A 15,613-nucleotide genomic window follows, 5' to 3' on the forward strand; every position below is an offset into this window, starting at 1 on the left:
GCATCGGCGCGCCGGTTGAATGCCGGCCCCGCCCTCCCTGCGTTGCAGGAACTCCAAGAGCAAACGTTTTCCACCATGAAACTCATCCCCCTTGCCCGACTGATGGCGCTGGCCTTCGCGGCACCGCTGGCTGTGGCCTCGCCCAGCGGTGTCGTGATCAGCCAGGTCTATGGCGGCGGCGGCAATGCCGGTGCCACGCTGAAGCAGGACTTCATCGAACTGTTCAACGCCGGCTCGACCGAGGTCGAGATCGGCGGCTGGAGCGTGCAGTACGCCAGTGCCACCGGCACCAACTGGTCGCGCACGGTGATCCCGGCCGGCGTGCGTCTGGCGCCGGGGCGCTACTACCTGATCCGTCAGGCCCAGGGCACGGGCGGCAGCGTGGATGTGCAGGGCGACTTCAGCGGCACGCTGGCGATGAGCGGCACGGCCGGCAAGGTTGCGCTGATGAAGACCGACGCCGCGATCGGCCAGGTCGCGGTGCCCTCCGGCGCCGAGGACATGGTGAGCTTCGGCAGCAGCTCCACGCCGCTCGAAGGCGCGCCGGTGGCGACGCTCAGCAACACCACCGCGGCGCTGCGCAAGGCCGGGGGCTGCACCGACAGCAACGTCAACCAGGCCGACTTCGAGGTGCTCGCGCCGTCGCCGCGCAACGCCGCGTCGCCGGCCCATCTGTGCGCCGGCGGCCCGGTGGCGCAGCCCATCGTGGCCCAGTGCCCGGACATCAGCCTGGCGGCCGGCACGGCGCAGGTCTTCAGCGTCGGCGCACGCGATGCCGACTCCATCGTCAACGCGCTCAGCGTGCTGCCCAACGGGCTGCCGCAGGGGTTCACGCTGCTCAACCTGACGCCGGCCGATGCGCCCGGCGCCAGCGCGACCCAGACGCTGCAGGTGGCCGCCAGCGCGGCGCCCGGCGCCTACAACCTGTCGCTGCAATGGGCCAATGACGGCGGGCAGACCGCGGCCTGCGCCTTCAAGGTCACGCTGACCGGCAAGACCCCCATCTATGCCATCCAGGGCCAGGGCGCGCGCAGCCCGCTGGAGGGCCAGACCGTGCTGACCGGCGGCGTCGTCACCAAGGTCAACGGCAACGGCTTCTTCATGCAGGACCCGCTGGGCGACGGCGATCCGATGACCTCCGACGGCATCTTCGTGTTCACCAGCACGGTGCCGACGGTGCAGCGCGGGCAGCTGATCGAACTCAGCGGCAAAGTCACCGAATACAACACCGGCGCCGCCGGCAACGCCCAGACCCTGTCGCGCCCGCTGACCCAGCTGACCGGCCCGACCGGCCTCGTCGTCAAGGGCAGCGGCTACGAGATCCAGCCGGTGGAGCTGGACCTGCTGAATCCCCCGGCCGGCGGCCTGGAGTCATTGGAAGGCATGCTGGTCACGCTGCGTGGTCCGTTGACGGTGCAGCAGAACGCCTTCCTGGGCCGCTATGGCCAGCTGACGCTGGCGGCCGGCGGCCGCGTGCTGACGCCCACCAATGTGCGGCCCGCCGGTCCCGACGCGCGCGCGCTGCTGGAGGCCAACCGCGCCCGCAGCATCGTGCTGGACGATGGCCAGAGCACCCAGTACCCCTCGCCGCCGCCCTATCTGGGCGAGGCCAACACCGTGCGGGCCGGTGACAGCACCGAATCCGTCACCGGCGTGCTGGACTTCGGTCTCGCGACCGCGTCCAACACCGGCTCGGCGTCCTACAAGATCCATCCGCTGCAGGTGCCGCAGTTCCAGCGCAGCAACCCGCGCGTGGCGACGCCGCAGGTCAGCGGTGGCAATGTGCGCATCGCCAGCGCCAACGTGCTGAACTTCTTCACCACCTTCACCAACGGTCGCACCGCCGATGGCAAGACCGGCCAGACCTGCCAGGTCGGCTGCCGTGGCGCGGACAACCTGGAGGAGTTCATCCGCCAGCGCGACAAGATCGTCGCCAGCCTGGCGGCGTTGGACGCCGACGTCGTCGGCCTGATGGAGATCCAGAACAACGGCACGGTGGCGCTGCAGAACCTGGTGGACGCGCTGAACGCGGCCAAGGGCGGGCCCGTGTACGCGGCTGGCGCCACGCCGGCCCAGGGCACGGGCACGGACGCGATCCGCGTCGCGCTGCTCTACCGCAAGGACCGGCTCACGCCGGTCGGCGCGCCGGTCTCCGACGTCGATCCGGTCAACAACCGGCCCACGCTGGCCCAGGGCTTCGCGGCCGCCAACGGCGAAAAGTTCGCCGTGCTGGTGAACCACCTGAAGTCCAAGGGCAGCTGCCCCGGCGGCAGCTATCCGGCCAATCCGGATGCCGACGACGGCCTGCAGGGCTGCTGGAACGCCACCCGCGTGGAGCAGGCCCAGCGCCTGCGCCAGTTCGCGCAGCAGGTGCAGAGCCTGTACGGTACCGAGGACCTGGTGCTGCTGGGCGACTTCAACGCCTACGCCCAGGAGGACCCGATCCGCGTGCTGACCGAGGATGGCGCCTTCGTGGACCAGGTGGGCCGCTTTAACCCCGAGGACTATTCCTATGTCTTCGACGGCGCGGCCGGTCGTCTGGACCATGGCATCACCAGCGCCAGCCTGAGCGGCAAGGTGGTGTTCGCGACCAGCTGGCACATCAACGCCGACGAGCCCGAGCTGCTGGACTACAACCTGGAGTCCAAGCCCGTGGACTTCTACACCGCCAGCCCCTTCCGTTCGTCCGACCATGACCCCATGGTCATGGGCCTGAACCTGCTCAAGCAGATCCAGGGCACGGCCGGCCGCGACGTGCTGGTGGGCAGCGATGGCGACGACGTCATCGAAGGCGGCCCCGGTGCCGACACGCTGACCGGCGGCAAGGGCCGCGACCAGTTCGTCTACCGCAGCCTGGCCGATGCCGGCGACACCATCACCGACTTCACGCCGGCCGACGATGTGCTGGTGCTGGGCTCGCTGATGCGCAGCCTGAACGTGAGCAGCGAGAACCCGCTCGCCAGCGGCCACGTGCTGTGCAGCGCCAATGCCGGCGGCGCGCTGATCCAGGTCGATCCGGACGGCAAGGCCGGCACCGCTGCGGCGCGCCCGCTGGTGCTGCTCAAGGGCCTGAGCTGCGACAAGCTCAAGCCCGAGAACTTCCGCTTCTGATCCATCGCCCATCCCTCTGACCCCGGCGCCGCGCAGGCGCCGGGGTTTTCCAACAAGGAGAACCCGTCATGAAAACCTTCAAGAAACTCGCGGCCGCCGCCGCGCTGCTGCTGGCCCAGAGCGCCTGGGCCGGTCCGGTGAGCTACAGCTTCACCGGCACCATGGACTTCGGCCCGCAGGCCGGCTCGGCCTTCAGCGGCGAGTTCAGCTTCGACGAGGCGCTGGGCGGCGGCGACGCGGCCGTGGACCTGCTGAGCCTGAGCGTCTCGCTGCTGGGCCGCCACTACACGCTGGCCGACGCCATGCCCGGCGCCTACGCGCAGTTCGAGAGCGGCGCGCTGGTGGGACCGAATGCCTACGTGTCCTTCCTGGGCGGCTCGCTGACCCTGAGCGCCTTCTTCGGCAGCAGCACGCTGGTGTTCAACAGCGATTTCCTCGATTCCGGCGGCCTGCTGGAAATCCGTCCGCAGCGCAACGACGTGCCCGAACCGCAGTCGCTGGCGCTGAGCCTGGCCGCGCTGGCCGGCCTGGGTGCGGTGCTGCGTCGCCGCCGTTCGGCCTGACCGGGGTCAGGTCTTGAGGCGGGCGTAGACCAGGCTGCCCAGCCGGGTCAGCCGCGCCGCGTCCAGAGGCCCGCTGAGCGCATAAGCCAGCGGGCCTTCCACCCAGTAGAAGCTGGCCAGGGACTGGCCGTCCGGCCCGGGAGGGCCGGCGCTGATGCGGAAGGCCGGCGGCGCATCGGTGCCCGCGGCGGTCGCCACGTAGAGCGTGAGTCGATGGCCTTCGCGGTCCTCGTACATGAACTGCGCGCGCGCCAGCGCCGCGGGCGCCGACGCGCTGGCGGCCGCGCCATCGCCGGCCGGCAGCAGCCGGCCGCCGACCAGGCGCAGCCCCTGGTCCGACAGGTCGGGCACGCGCAGCGGCTGGCCCAGGCGCTTGCTCAGCCACGCGACCAGATGGGCCTGCTGGTCCGCGCCCACCTCGACCGGATGACGCTGCTCGGGCTGGTAGAGCACGTGGGCGATCGCCGCGTCGCGCACAAAGCCCGGGTCGGGGGCGCGTGCCAGCGGCGGCGCGAGGCGCTGCGTGCTGCTCCACCAGGCATGCGCGCCCCAGCCGCCGCCCAGGCCCAGCGCCAGCAGCATCAGGCTGGCCGCCCAGGCCTGCGTGGCGTGCCAGCGCGCGGGCCTGGCCGCAGCGGTGCCGTCCAGCGCGTCGCGCAGCCGCTGCGGCAGCGGCTCGTCCAGCACCTCCAGCGCGAGGCCCTGCAGTGCGCCGCGCTGCGTGCGCCAGGCCAGCACGCGCTCGGCCTGGTCCGGGTGCTGGTCCAGCCACTGCGCCACGCGGGCCGCGGTGGCGGGCTCCAGCTCGCCGTCCACGAAGGCGTGCAGCAGGGATTCGTCGGGGCGGAAATCGCTGTTCATCTCACTTCACCACACGCAGCCGCGGTGTCGGCGCGGCACTGGGCTGCATCTGTTCGCGCAGCCGCTCGCGGGCGCGCGACAGGCGCGACATCACCGTCCCCACCGGCACCTCCAGCAGGCGCGCGGTTTCGGCATAGCTGAGCTCCTCGACGCAGACCAGCAGCAGCACCTCGCGCGAGACGGCCGGCAGCGCCGCGAAGGCGCGCTGCAGGTCCAGCCGCAGGTCCAGCGCAGGAGGCGGGGTCTGCAGCGCCGGGTGCGGCAGGCCGTCCTCGTCCTCGTCCAGGCTCTCGTACAGCGCCGCGCGGGCGCGGCGGCGCTGGTTGAGGAAGAGCCGGTGCATCAGCGTCAGCAGCCAGTTGCGCAGCGCGTCGCCGCGCGCGTCGTCCTCGGGTGGCTGCCAGAGCCGCCATTTCAGCGCGGCGCGCTCCAGCGTGTCCTGCAGCAGGTCGTCGGCCGCCGCCGCGTCGCCGCAGAGCAGCCGCGCATGGCGGCGCAGGCGCGGCAGATGGGGCAGGGCCTCGTCGAGGATCATGCGCGGCGGGCGCCGGGGTCAGGGGGTGGCCAGGCGCCACAGCTTGTTGACGCCGTCGCCGCTGCGGTCGCCGGGCTTGGCGTCCTTGGTCCAGTAGTACAGCGGCCGACCCTTGAAGGCCCATTGGCGGCTGCCGTCGTCGCGCAGCACGATGCTCCAGTCGCCCTGCGGCCGGTCTTCGGCGCGCGCCATCAGCGGCGGCCAGTTGGCGGCGCAGGGGCCGTTGCAGGCGCTCTTGCCCGAGCCGGCGAGGTCGCGGTCGAAGGTGTATAGCGTCATCTGGTTGGGGCCCACCAGCACACCGTCGACCAGGGTGGCCGGCGCTTGGCCCCGGTTGGCGGCGCAGGCGGCCAGGGTCAGCACGGCGGTGGCGGCCAGCAGTTTCAGCGCAGTCTTCATGCAAGTCTCCTGGTGGTTGGGATGGGACCCTGCATTAACACCCGGGCGTGCTCGTCTATTCCCTTCGTCCGCGAAAGAAATGCATCGGCTGGCTTCAGAGGCCCCCGGACGGTCTCAACCGGACACGCTTGCGCGGCCCGGCGCCGCCGCGGCCGCGGCGCGGTAGGCCGCCGGCGTGAGCCCCGTGGCGGCCTTGAAGCTGCGGCAAAAGTTGGCCAGCGTGGCATAGCCCAGGCGGTGGGCGATGTCGCCCACCGGCAGCGCGGACTCGGCCAGCAGGCGCCGCGCCCGTGCGCCGCGCAGCTCGCGGGCCAGGGCGGCGAACTGCGTGCCCTCGCGGGCCAGATGCCGCGCCAGCGTCTTGCCGGACATGCGCAGCAGCCCCGCCAGCTGTTCCAGCGTGGGCCACTCGTCCTCGGCCTGGGCCAGCGCATGGCGCACCCAGTCGCTGAAGCTGCGTTCGCGCGCCAGCTCCCGCAGCGCGGCACCGGCGCTGCGCAGGGCCTCGCGCAGCGCGCGCGCGTCGGCCATGGGCAGTGGCCGGTCGGCGACCGCGGCGGGCAGGCGCGCCATCACCGCGGGCGCGCCGCCGCGGCCGAAGCGCACGCGCAGGCCGCGCAGCTCGCGGTAGCGCGCGGCATGCGGCGGCGCGGGCCAGGAGAAGTCCAGCTGCAGCGGCAGCTCGCGCTCCTGCAGCGCGAACAGCACCTGTCGATGGAAGGCCACCGCCACCGTTTCCAGCGCGACCCGGGCCAGCTCGTAGGGCATGGGCAGGGCCGGTGTCCATTCGACCAGGCAGTCCGCGCCGTCGGCGCGCAACCGCATGGCGATGGCCGGCGAGACCAGCGCCGCATGCGGCTGCAGCGCCTGCAGCGCCTCGCGCAGCGTGGCGGCGCTGAGCAGCATCTGCCCGGCCGCGTCACCGGTGCCCATCTGCGTCAGCCGGCCGCGTACAAAGCCCAGGTCGCTGCGACCGGAGTCCCGCAGCAGCGCCTGCATCGCGCGCATCACCGACGCGATGGGCACGCGCGGCTGCGCCAGCATGGCCGGTGTCAGCCCGGCCTGGCGCAGCGCCGTGGCGCAGTCGTGGCCTTGCTCCTGCAGGTGGCCCACCAGGGCGGCGAGATGGCGGGGGGTGACGGAATCGAGCAGCGAAGGCATGACCTGACCCCCGGGAGGGATGTCCTTGAATGAATGTCCGGCGTCCGGCGATGAATTCTGCCAATCCGTGCGCATGCGAACAATCGTCGCCAGCTTGCGGCCGCCCGGCGGCCCGCGCCCCAGACAAGGACTTGCGCGATGATTCCCCCTCTCGACACCACGCCCCGGGCGGCCGAATTCCAGCGCCGCCACGAGGCCCTGGTCCACGCCCTGCACCAGCTGGGCCTGGACCATGCGCTGATCACCACCACCGAGAACATCTACTACCTGACCGGCGCCACCTTCGAGCCGCTGGAGCGCCCGTTCTTCCTCATCGTCGACGCCGATGGCGGCCGGCACATGCTGCTGCCGGTGCTGGAGCGGGACCATCTGCGCAAGGCCTGGGGCCTGCGGCCTGAGCACATCCACTGCTACCGCGAATTCCCCGCGCCGGCCGGCCAGGGCTGGGCGGAGCGGCTGCTGGATGGGCAGATGCTGCGCGGCCGCTTCGCGTTCGAGGAAGGCACGCCGTGGCAGATCGCGGCGCCGCTGAGCCGGGCCGGCGGCCAGGCGCTGGACCTCCTGGGCCCGATCCGCCTGATCAAGTCCGGCTGGGAGATCGAGCAGGTTCAGCGCGCCGCGCGCTACGCCGACTGGGGGCTGGCCCAGGTGCTGCGCAGCGCCTGGCAGGGCGGCTGTGCGGCCCAGACCTTCATGCCCATGCAGCGGCTGCAGCGCAAGATCATGCGCGAGCTGCCCGACTGGGACCCGCTGTCCACGCGCGTGCTCGCCGCGGCCTGGCCGGCGCCGCTCAGCGCGGAGCCACACGCCGTGCCGCCGCTGGGCATGCGCCTGGGCGACGGGCCGCATGTGGCGCTGGTGCTGACGCGCGTGAACGGCTATGCGGCCGAATGCGAGCGCAGCTTCTTCACGGCGCCGCCGCGCCCGCGCGAGCGCGAACGGTTCGCGCTGATGAGCGAGGCGCGCGCGATCGCCTTCGCGATGCTGCGCCCCGGCGTGGCCTGCGCCGAGATCGATGGCGCGGTGAACCGCTTCCTTGACGCGGCCGGCCATGCCGACTTCCGCACCCGGCTGCACCGCTGCGGCCATGGCTTCGGCCTCGGCAACCACGAGCCGCCCTGGATCGCCGAAGGCAGCGACCATGTGCTGGCCGCCGGCATGCTGGTCTCCATCGAGCCGGGCCTCTACGAGGCCGGCGTGGGCGGCTACCGCCACAGCGACACGGTGCTGGTGACCGACCGCGGCCACCGCCGGCTCACCGAAGCGCCCAGCGGCCTGGAGGCGCTGGTGCTGCCCCGGCCGCGGCTCGGCCAGCGCCTGGGTGGCTGGCTGGTGCGGCGCAGCCTGAGGCTGTGATGCGCGGGTGGGCTCTAGTAGGTGCGGCCGCCGCGGAACTGCGCGTGCTGGCGCCGCTGCAGCGTGGTGTGGCGGCTCATCGCTTCGAAGGATACGCGGGCCTGCGCATGCATCAGGGCCAGGCCCAGCGCGTCGGCCGCGTCCTTGCCCGGGATGCCGGGCAGGTTCAGCAGGCGTTGCACCATGGCCTGCACCTGCTCCTTGCGCGCCTGGCCGTGGCCGACCACGGCCTTTTTCATCTGCACCGCGGTGTACTCCGCCACCGCCAGCCCGCCGGACACCAGGGTGGCCAGCGCCGCGCCGCGCGCCTGGCCCAGCAGCAAGGTGGACTGCGGGTTGACGTTGACGAACACGATCTCCACCGCGGCGCATTGCGGCTGGTAGCGCGCGACGACCTCGCGAAGCCCATCGCAGAGGATCTTGATGCGCGCCGGCAGGTCGCCGGTGGCCACGCCGGTGGTCTTGATGGTGCCGCTGGCCACATAGGCCAGGCGCGGGCCGTCGGCGTCGATGACGCCGAAGCCGGTGGTCTGCAGTCCGGGGTCGATACCGAGGATGCGCATCGCTCAGACCCCCACCTTGAAATACCAGCGCACCGAATGGAAGAAGACGGGGGCCGCGAAGCACATCACCGCGATGCGGTCCAGCAGGCCCACGGCGCCGGTGATCGCGCTGCGGTTGCCCCATGACTTCACCCCCGCGTCGCGCTGCAGCGCCTGCATCACCAGCGTGCCGAAGCTGCCGGCGCCGGCGGCGATGAAGGCCATGGCCGCCGCCTGGCCGGCCTTGAAGGGCGTGATCCAGAACAGCAGCGCGCCGGCCAGCGCGGCGGCGAAGCTGCCCACCCACCAGGCGCGCATCGAGAAGCGCCGGCTGATGCGCCGCGCCGCCGGCAGGCTGCGCAGCTTGGCGGCGGCCAGGTGCTGGGCCGCCTGGCCACAGGCGACCACCGCGACCAGGAAGAACAGCAGGAAGGCGCCACGGCCCTGGTAGCGCGGGAACTCCAGCAGCAGCAGCGCCGGTGCGTGCGACAGCCCGTAGACGCAGACCATGATGCCCCACTGGATCTTGGCATTGCGCTCCAGGAAGCGGCCCGGATCGTCGGCCAGCGCGCTGGCCACCGGGATGGTCAGGAAGCCGTAGACCGGGATCAACACCGAGAACAGGTCAAAGTGCCGCGTGCCCACCAGCAGGTACTGCAGCGGCAGGATCACGAAGAAGGCCAGGATCAGGCCGCGGTGGTCGGCGCGGCGCGTGTGCAGCAGCGTGATGAACTCACGCAGCGCCAGGAAGGAGAAGACGCCGAACAGCAGCGTGGCCCCCACCGGCCCCGAGACCCAGGCGGCCCAGAACAGGCAGGCGCCCACCCAGACCATGTTCAGCTCGTGCCGGTAGTGCTGCCACTGGGCCTGCCAGGCGTCCTGTTCGTGCTCCGGCCGCTCGCGCAGCGACCACAGAACGGAGGCGATGCTGACCAGCATCAGCAGCCCGAAGAGCACGACGAAGAGCAGCGCCACCTGCTCGCTGGAATTCAGCGCGCGCAGCCAGCTCATGCCTTCCAGCCCCCCGGTCGCTGCGCCATCACCGCGGCGCGCGCGCGTTCCAGGAAGGCGCGCTTGTCCTCGTCCGGCGCCAGGCGCAGCGGCGCGCCGAAGGTCACGGTGCACAGAATGGGCACGGGCACGACCTCGCCCTTGGGCATGACGCGCTGCACGTTGTCGATCCAGGTGGGGATCAGCTCGACCTGCGGGAAGGCCTGGGCGAGGTGGTAGAGCCCGGCCTTGAAGGGCTGCGGCTCGCCCTTGCTGGAGCGCGTGCCTTCGGGAAAGATCACCAGCGAATCGCCGCGTTCCAGCGCCTCCATCAGCGGCTCCAGCGGGTCCTCGTCGGGGCTGGCGCGGGTGCGCGAGACATAGACGGCGTTGAACACGTCGGTGGTGAGCCAGGTCTTGAGCCGGCTGCTGGTCCAGTAGTCGCGCGCGGCGATGGGTCGGGTGCCCGCGCGCAGCTCGCGCGGCAGCGAAGCCCAGATCAGCACCCAGTCGAAATGGCTCTGGTGGTTGGCGAAATAAATGCGCTGCTCCGCGGTCGGCGGGCAGCCTTTCCAATGACCCTGGGCACCGGTGATCAGGCGCGCCAGAAAGGCCAGGAACAGGCCGGTGGCTTCTGGGACGGACATGCCGACATGCTAGCCCAGGCCCGCGGCCCCGCCGGGGCTCAGCGTGGACGCTGCTGGCTGGGGCTGCAGCCGAAGGCGCGCCGGAATGCGGTGGCGAAGTTCGCCGGGCTGCCGTAGCCCGCGTCCAGCGCGGCCTCGGTGACGCTGGCGCCGGCCTGCAGCAGCGCGCGGGCGCGCTCCAGGCGGCGCCGGCGCAGGTAGTCGAACACCGAACAGCCATGCGCCTCGCGGAAGCGGCGCTGCAGCGTGTTCTCGTGCAAGCCCAGCTCCAGCGCGATGTCGGCCAGGCTCCAGGCATCGGCGGCGCCGCTGTCCAGCAGCTCGCGCGCCTGCGCCATGCGCCGCGCCATGCTGGCGGGCGGCTCGGCGCCGGCCTGTTCGGACAGGGCCTCGCCGAGCAGCTGCAGCGTCAGGCATTCCAGCTGCAGCCGCTCCAGCCCGCGCGACGGGCCGCCGCTGTCGATCACGCTGCGCGCGAGCCGGCGCAGGCGCGCACCGGCGCGGCCATGGGCGCCGGCGAGGTGGGGGCGGGGCGGCCCCGGCAGCAGCTCGGCCTGCTCCAGCCAGTCCGGGCCGGCGTGGAGGCTGAGCTTGCACTCCTCGGCCCCGTCGTCGACGTCCAGGCGGCGGAAGCGGTCGCCATGGCGCAGCGTCACCAGGGCCAGGTCTTGCGCCTCCGCGTCGCCCAGCCGTTCATGGCGCTCGCCGAAGGCCACATGGACCCGGCCCCGCAGCGCCACCACCAGGTAGAGCCCGGCCGAGGCCTCGACCTCCTGCGCGGCATCGTGCGCATGGCGGCTGGCACTGCAGCGCAGCACCAGCCCGGGCCGCAGGCGCCGGGCGAAGTGGCGGGCTGGCGCGGAGGGTGGGGTGGGGGTGGTGACCTCAAACATCGGTGGCGCGCGCAAAGGCGGGGCGGGGTGGAGGCTGGAATACTATCGCCGCGCTCATGCAAATGCAAACCATTCTCATTTAAGATTCAACCTGTGGCCCCGTGGCGGTATCGCCGGGCGGGCCGACCGAGATTCTGATGCCGTCCCCCACTCTGCTCTTCTTCCCTCTTCCGTCCTCCTCCTCCTTCTCCTCTCAGGCCCCGCTGCGCCGCCATTCCTTGGCGGCCGAGATCGCCCTCGCGCTGGGCCTGATGGCCGGCCTGGGCGCGCAGGCCGCGCCGCAGCAACTGGACAAGGTGGTGGTCAGCGCCAGCGCGAGCGAGCGCCGGCTGGCCGACGCGCCGGCCAGCATCACCGTGCTGACGCGCGAACAGCTGGAGCGCGAGCCGGTGGCCAGCCTGGAGGACGTGCTGCGCCGCGTCGAGGGCGTCGCGGTGGTCGGCACCGCGGCGAACGACATGGACATCACGCTGCGCGGCATGCCCGGCGAGTACACGCTGATCCTGGTCGACGGCCGCCGCCAGAGCACGCGCGAGACCATGAACCGCGGCACCGGCGGCGTGCAGGCTTTCTTCATGCCGCCGCTGGCGGCCATCGAGCGCATCGAGATCGTGCGCGGGCCGATGTCGGCGCTGTATGGGGCCGATGCGATGGGTGGCGTGATCAACATCATCACCCGCAAGCAGCTCACGCACTGGAGCGGCAGCGCCGGCCTGGGCGCCACCTGGCAGCAGGGCGACCGCCGCTACGGCGATGCGCGCCAGGGCGAATTCTGGCTGGGTGGCCCGCTGGCGGGCGGGCTGTCGCTGCAGCTGTGGGGCGGCCTGAGCGATCGCTCGGAGGACCGCGTCTACTACCCGGTCAGCATGACCATCGGTTCGCCCGACCAGCGCAACAGCAGCTTCGGCGCCAAGCTGGGCTTCTCGCCCTGGGAGGGGCAGCAGTTCGCGCTGGAGGCCGGGCGCGGCGAGCTGCGCCGCGAGGCCACGCCGGGCCGCAGCGTGGCCGACAGCGACCCGCTGACGCGCAACGAGCAGCAGCGCCAGTACTGGGTGTTGAGCCACAGCGGCCGCGTGCTCGACGGCGCGCGCTGGCGCAGCGCGCTGCACCAGGAGCGCGGCGAGCAGCAGAACTGGAGCGCCGGCCAGCGTTCCACCGTCGAGCCGCGCGTCACCAACACCGTGTTCGACAGCCTGCTGACCCTGCCGCTGAACGCGCACAGCCTGACCGTGGGCGCGCAATGGCAGCGCAACGCGCTGGAAGGCGTGAGCCAGGAGGCCGCGGTGAAGGGCCATCCGCTCAGCCCCGACCGCATCCGCAGCCAGGCCGGCGCGCTGTTCGCCGAGGACGAGATCGAGATCAGCGAGCGCCTGGACCTGACCGTGGGCCTGCGCATGGACCACGAGGGCCGCTATGGCACGCACTGGAGCCCGCGCGTCTACGGCATCTACAAGCTGGACGGCGGCTGGAGCCTGCGTGGCGGCGTGGGCAGCGGCTTCAAGCCGCCCAAGCTGCGCCAGGCCGAGGCCGGCTACTGCATGAGCACCGGCGGCAACTCGCCGCGCCGCGGCTCGCTGTGCGGCAACCCCGATCTCAAGCCCGAGACCAGCCGCAGCGCCGAGCTGGGCCTGCGCTGGGACGCCGGACGCGACGACTTCCTCGCCGCGACGCTGTTCCACAACCGCTTCCACAACAAGGTCGTGTCCTACAACACCGGCCGCGTGGACCCGGGCAACCCGGCGCTGGACGTCTACGTCTACGACAACGTGGATCGCGTGAAGATCAGCGGGCTGGAGCTCTCGGGCCACTGGACGCTGAGCGCGGCGCTGGCCCTGTCCGGCAACTACAGCTACACCGATTCCAAGCGCCATGGCGGCAAGGAGACCTCGTTCGACGGCGGCTCGCTGGACGGCCGGCCGCTGGACAAGACGCCCAAGCACCTGGCCTCGCTGCGCCTGGACTGGCAGGCGCTGCCGGGGCTCAAGGCCTTCGTGCGCGCCAACCACGAGGGCAAGCAGTACTGGGCCGCGCTGCGCAACGGCGCGCGCGGCGTGCGCGAGCGCGGCGCCTTCTCCACGCTGGATCTGGGCCTGAGCTACGCGATGACGCAACACCTGACCCTGAGCGCCGCGGTGCTGAACCTGGGCAACCGCCAGCTGGAGGTCGACGAGCGCACCCGCAACACCGGCCTGTCCGGCAACTGGCTGCCCGACGAGGGCCGCCGCGTCTGGGTGCGCCTGGGCGCCAATTTCTGACATCCCGCGGAGAACGCATGATCCACAGCCAAGCCAGCGTGGCCACGACCATGGCCGAACAGTATCTGTTCAAGCTCGCCAAGCATTTCGCGAAGAAGGTGCCGGTGCACCAGCAGCCCCGGCTCGCCAGCATCGAGTTCGAGTTCGGCCACTGCGTGCTGGAGGTGCAGGGCCCGTCCGGTGACGCGCCCGTGCCGCCGCAGGCGCAGCAGACCCTGCATGTGCGCTGCCACAGCGCCGACGCGCAGCAACTGGCGCGCCTGCACTCGGTGCTGGAGTCGCACCTGGCGCTGATGACGCGCCGCGAGCCGCTGCAACTCCACTGGGAGACCCTGGCATGACCCGCGCCGCCCGCCGCCGATTCACCCGCCTGGCCCTGGGCCTGCCGCTGCTGGGGCTGCTGACGCCGCCCGCGACCGCGCAGCCGGCCGACACGCAGCGTCGCAGCGTGCGCGACGCCATGGACCGCGAGCAGAGCATCCCGCTGCGCCCGCAGCGCGTGCTGGCGCTGTCCGAGCGCGACCTGGACTGCCTGCTGGCACTGGAGCTGGTGCCCGTCGCGGCCAGCCAGGGCCGCGCGCAGCAGGGCTTCCCGCCCTACCTGGCGGCGCGCGCCGCGGGCGTCGCCAGCCTGGGGCAGTTCGCCCAGCCCAGCATGGACCGCGTGATCGCCGCCCGGCCCGATCTGATCCTGGCCGGCGGCCTGGCCGACGCCAAGCTGCTCGCGCAGCTGAGCCGCATCGCGCCCACGCTGGTCAGCCACAGCGGCGCCGAGCCCTGGCCGCGCACCCTGCAGCGCATCGCCGACTGGACCGGCCGCGCCGAGCGCGTCGCGCCGCTGATGCAACGCCACGAACAGCGCGTCGCCGAGCTGCGCCGCCCGCTCGCGCGCCAGAGCGGACGCAGCGTGAGCCTGGTGCGCTGGACGCCGCAGGGGCCGGTGTACATGAAGGGCGAGGCCTTCGCGGGGCTGTTGCTGGGCGAGCTGGGCTTCACGCGCCCGCCGCGCCAGCAGGAGGCCGGCGCCGGGCATTCCGCGCCGCTATCGCGCGAGGCGCTGGACCAGATCGACGCCGACTGGCTGCTGATCGGCATGTTCGCCAGCGGCCCCGCCCACGACCCGCAGGTCCTGGCCGGCCTCATGGCCCGCCCCGAGTTCCGCGAGCTGCGCGCCGCGCGCGGCGGCCGCGTGCGCGAGGTCGACGCGGCGCTGTGGACCGTCACCGGCGGCCCGCTGGCCGCGCTGGCGGTGCTGGACGATGTGCAGCGGCTGATGCTGCCATGAGCGCGCCGGGCGCTCGCGGCGCCGGCATCCCGCTGCTGCTCGCGGCCGGCCTGGCGCTGCTGGCGCTGGGCGCGCTGCTGCTCGGGCCGGGGCGCGTCGGCGCGTCGGCGGCGCTGGCCTGGCTGCTGGGGCAGGGCGGCGACGCCCATGCGCAGATGGTGATGGCCCAGCTGCGCCTGCCGCGCCTGGCCGCCGCGCTGGCGGTGGGCGCGGCCTTGGGGCTGGCCGGCTGCCTGATGCAGCTCCTGACGCGCAACCCGCTGGCCGAGCCGGGTCTGATGGGCGTGAACAGCGGCGCCACGCTGGCGATCGCGCTGGGGCTGAGCCTGCGGGGCCAGCTGGGCCCGGTGGGCCAGCAGGTCTGGGCGCTGGCCGGCGCGTTGGGCGGCACGCTGTTGGTGCTACTGCTGGCGCGCGGACGGCGCGCGCCGCTGTCGCCGCTGCGCCTGGTGCTGGCCGGGCTGGCGCTGGCCGCCAGCGCGCGCGGCTTCATGGCTTTGCTGCTGATGCTGGACCAGCAGGGGCTGGACCAGTTCCGTTTCTGGGTGCTGGCCTCGCTCGCCCGCGTCACGCCCGAGCACCTGGGGGCAGGTCTTGCCCCGCTGGCGTTGGGGGCGCTGATCGCGCTGGCCGGCGCGCGCCGGCTCGCGCTGCTGGCGCTGGACGACGAACTGGCGCGCGGCCTGGGCGCGCGGCCTCAGCGCCTGCGCGCGCTGGCCGTGCTCGCGGTCGGGCTGCTGGCCGGCGGTTCGGTGGCGCTGATCGGGCCGGTGGCCTTCCTGGGTTTTGCCGCGCCCTACCTGGCGCGCGCGCTGGGCTGGATGCGGCCCGAGGCCCAGTTGCCCGCGAGCGCGCTGCTGGGCGCGATGGCCCTGCTGGGCGCGGACCTGCTGGGGCGCTGGCTCACCGCGCCCTTCGAGGCGCCGCTGTCGGCGCTGATGGTGCTGCTGGGCGCGCCGCTGCTGGTGCTGGCCGTGCGCCGCGACCCCAGCCTGGGCCTGCACCGTTGAGGATG

General features: G+C 72.7%; 15 protein-coding genes. 7 read left to right on the forward strand and 8 right to left on the reverse strand.

Going from position 1 to position 15,613, the window contains the following annotated elements; genetic code table 11:
- Positions 1–75 precede the first annotated feature (75 nt).
- Positions 76–3,111 (forward strand): ExeM/NucH family extracellular endonuclease, encoded by a 3,036-nt coding sequence (locus LZ017_RS00520; RefSeq protein WP_241298090.1) that lies wholly within the window; start codon positions 76–78, stop codon positions 3,109–3,111.
- Positions 3,112–3,179: 68 nt separating this feature from the next.
- Positions 3,180–3,674: a PEP-CTERM sorting domain-containing protein gene (locus LZ017_RS00525; RefSeq protein ID WP_241298091.1), complete on the forward strand. Its 495-nt coding sequence runs from the start codon at positions 3,180–3,182 to the stop codon at positions 3,672–3,674.
- Between the two features lie 6 nt (positions 3,675–3,680).
- Here LZ017_RS00525 and LZ017_RS00530 read toward each other — a convergent pair whose 3' ends face one another.
- The 4 genes from LZ017_RS00530 to LZ017_RS00545 all read right to left on the reverse strand — a co-directional run bounded on the left by LZ017_RS00530 (position 3,681) and on the right by LZ017_RS00545 (position 6,630).
- Positions 3,681–4,535 (reverse strand): anti-sigma factor, encoded by an 855-nt coding sequence (locus tag LZ017_RS00530; protein ID WP_241298092.1) that lies wholly within the window; start codon positions 4,533–4,535, stop codon positions 3,681–3,683.
- 1 nt (position 4,536) lies between these two features.
- On the reverse strand, positions 4,537–5,070 hold the full coding sequence (locus LZ017_RS00535; RefSeq protein ID WP_241298093.1) for an RNA polymerase sigma factor: 534 nt from the start codon (positions 5,068–5,070) through the stop codon (positions 4,537–4,539).
- Between the two features lie 18 nt (positions 5,071–5,088).
- Positions 5,089–5,469 (reverse strand): hypothetical protein, encoded by a 381-nt coding sequence (locus tag LZ017_RS00540; protein WP_241298094.1) that lies wholly within the window; start codon positions 5,467–5,469, stop codon positions 5,089–5,091.
- A gap of 114 nt (positions 5,470–5,583) precedes the next feature.
- A complete protein-coding gene (locus tag LZ017_RS00545; RefSeq protein WP_241298095.1) occupies positions 5,584–6,630 on the reverse strand; it encodes an AraC family transcriptional regulator in 1,047 nt (348 codons plus the stop codon).
- A 138-nt stretch (positions 6,631–6,768) separates the two neighbouring features.
- Here LZ017_RS00545 and LZ017_RS00550 point away from each other — a divergent pair, with 138 nt between their 5' ends.
- Entirely contained in the window at positions 6,769–7,986 is a 1,218-nt protein-coding gene (locus LZ017_RS00550; RefSeq protein ID WP_241298096.1) for a Xaa-Pro peptidase family protein, read from the forward strand.
- 14 nt (positions 7,987–8,000) lie between these two features.
- On the opposite strand, the gene ruvC is transcribed toward LZ017_RS00550, so the two are convergent.
- Genes ruvC through LZ017_RS00570 form a run of 4 tightly spaced genes read right to left on the reverse strand, consistent with a single transcriptional unit; the run spans position 8,001 to position 11,058 of the window.
- Positions 8,001–8,549: a crossover junction endodeoxyribonuclease RuvC gene (gene ruvC / locus LZ017_RS00555; RefSeq protein WP_241298097.1), complete on the reverse strand. Its 549-nt coding sequence runs from the start codon at positions 8,547–8,549 to the stop codon at positions 8,001–8,003.
- A gap of 3 nt (positions 8,550–8,552) precedes the next feature.
- The gene (locus LZ017_RS00560) at positions 8,553–9,539 is read right to left on the reverse strand and encodes a phosphatidate cytidylyltransferase (RefSeq protein ID WP_241298098.1); all 987 of its coding nucleotides are present in this window, start codon (positions 9,537–9,539) and stop codon (positions 8,553–8,555) included.
- On the reverse strand, positions 9,536–10,165 hold the full coding sequence (locus LZ017_RS00565) for a 1-acyl-sn-glycerol-3-phosphate acyltransferase (protein WP_241298099.1): 630 nt from the start codon (positions 10,163–10,165) through the stop codon (positions 9,536–9,538). Before LZ017_RS00565 ends, LZ017_RS00560 begins: the two co-directional genes overlap by 4 nt.
- Before the next feature lie 38 nt (positions 10,166–10,203).
- Complete coding sequence (locus tag LZ017_RS00570; RefSeq protein WP_241298100.1) at positions 10,204–11,058, reverse strand: AraC family transcriptional regulator; 855 nt, start codon at positions 11,056–11,058, stop codon at positions 10,204–10,206.
- 137 nt (positions 11,059–11,195) lie between these two features.
- Here LZ017_RS00570 and LZ017_RS00575 point away from each other — a divergent pair, with 137 nt between their 5' ends.
- Genes LZ017_RS00575 through LZ017_RS00590 form a run of 4 tightly spaced genes read left to right on the forward strand, consistent with a single transcriptional unit; the run spans position 11,196 to position 15,608 of the window.
- Entirely contained in the window at positions 11,196–13,313 is a 2,118-nt protein-coding gene (locus LZ017_RS00575; RefSeq protein ID WP_241298101.1) for a TonB-dependent receptor domain-containing protein, read from the forward strand.
- A 17-nt stretch (positions 13,314–13,330) separates the two neighbouring features.
- Positions 13,331–13,654, forward strand: a complete 324-nt coding sequence (locus tag LZ017_RS00580; RefSeq protein WP_241298102.1) for a DUF2218 domain-containing protein — start codon at positions 13,331–13,333, stop codon at positions 13,652–13,654.
- The gene (locus LZ017_RS00585; RefSeq protein ID WP_241298103.1) at positions 13,651–14,598 is read left to right on the forward strand and encodes an iron-siderophore ABC transporter substrate-binding protein; all 948 of its coding nucleotides are present in this window, start codon (positions 13,651–13,653) and stop codon (positions 14,596–14,598) included. Before LZ017_RS00580 ends, LZ017_RS00585 begins: the two co-directional genes overlap by 4 nt.
- Positions 14,595–15,608 carry an iron ABC transporter permease gene (locus LZ017_RS00590; protein ID WP_241298104.1) on the forward strand — a complete coding sequence of 338 codons (1,014 nt, stop codon included), beginning with the start codon at positions 14,595–14,597 and terminating at the stop codon, positions 15,606–15,608. The genes LZ017_RS00585 and LZ017_RS00590 overlap by 4 nt, the downstream gene beginning before the upstream one ends.
- The last annotated feature ends 5 nt before the right edge of the window (positions 15,609–15,613 follow it).

The organism is Pelomonas sp. CA6, assembly GCF_022549225.1.
Taxonomy (GTDB): Bacteria; Pseudomonadota; Gammaproteobacteria; order Burkholderiales; family Burkholderiaceae_C; genus Roseateles.

What these genes read in the sequence shown, in the direction of transcription:
- LZ017_RS00540 (WP_241298094.1), bottom strand. Translation starts at nt 5,469, where the DNA reads ATGAAGACTGCGCTGAAACTGCTGGCCGCCACCGCCGTGCTGACCCTG.
- LZ017_RS00590 (WP_241298104.1), top strand. Translation starts at nt 14,595, where the DNA reads ATGAGCGCGCCGGGCGCTCGCGGCGCCGGCATCCCGCTGCTGCTCGCG.
- LZ017_RS00530 (WP_241298092.1), bottom strand. Translation starts at nt 4,535, where the DNA reads ATGAACAGCGATTTCCGCCCCGACGAATCCCTGCTGCACGCCTTCGTG.
- LZ017_RS00565 (WP_241298099.1), bottom strand. Translation starts at nt 10,165, where the DNA reads ATGTCCGTCCCAGAAGCCACCGGCCTGTTCCTGGCCTTTCTGGCGCGC.
- LZ017_RS00545 (WP_241298095.1), bottom strand. Translation starts at nt 6,630, where the DNA reads ATGCCTTCGCTGCTCGATTCCGTCACCCCCCGCCATCTCGCCGCCCTG.
- LZ017_RS00520 (WP_241298090.1), top strand. Translation starts at nt 76, where the DNA reads ATGAAACTCATCCCCCTTGCCCGACTGATGGCGCTGGCCTTCGCGGCA.
- LZ017_RS00570 (WP_241298100.1), bottom strand. Translation starts at nt 11,058, where the DNA reads ATGTTTGAGGTCACCACCCCCACCCCACCCTCCGCGCCAGCCCGCCAC.
- LZ017_RS00560 (WP_241298098.1), bottom strand. Translation starts at nt 9,539, where the DNA reads ATGAGCTGGCTGCGCGCGCTGAATTCCAGCGAGCAGGTGGCGCTGCTC.
- ruvC (WP_241298097.1), bottom strand. Translation starts at nt 8,549, where the DNA reads ATGCGCATCCTCGGTATCGACCCCGGACTGCAGACCACCGGCTTCGGC.
- LZ017_RS00575 (WP_241298101.1), top strand. Translation starts at nt 11,196, where the DNA reads ATGCCGTCCCCCACTCTGCTCTTCTTCCCTCTTCCGTCCTCCTCCTCC.
- LZ017_RS00525 (WP_241298091.1), top strand. Translation starts at nt 3,180, where the DNA reads ATGAAAACCTTCAAGAAACTCGCGGCCGCCGCCGCGCTGCTGCTGGCC.
- LZ017_RS00550 (WP_241298096.1), top strand. Translation starts at nt 6,769, where the DNA reads ATGATTCCCCCTCTCGACACCACGCCCCGGGCGGCCGAATTCCAGCGC.
- LZ017_RS00535 (WP_241298093.1), bottom strand. Translation starts at nt 5,070, where the DNA reads ATGATCCTCGACGAGGCCCTGCCCCATCTGCCGCGCCTGCGCCGCCAT.
- LZ017_RS00580 (WP_241298102.1), top strand. Translation starts at nt 13,331, where the DNA reads ATGATCCACAGCCAAGCCAGCGTGGCCACGACCATGGCCGAACAGTAT.
- LZ017_RS00585 (WP_241298103.1), top strand. Translation starts at nt 13,651, where the DNA reads ATGACCCGCGCCGCCCGCCGCCGATTCACCCGCCTGGCCCTGGGCCTG.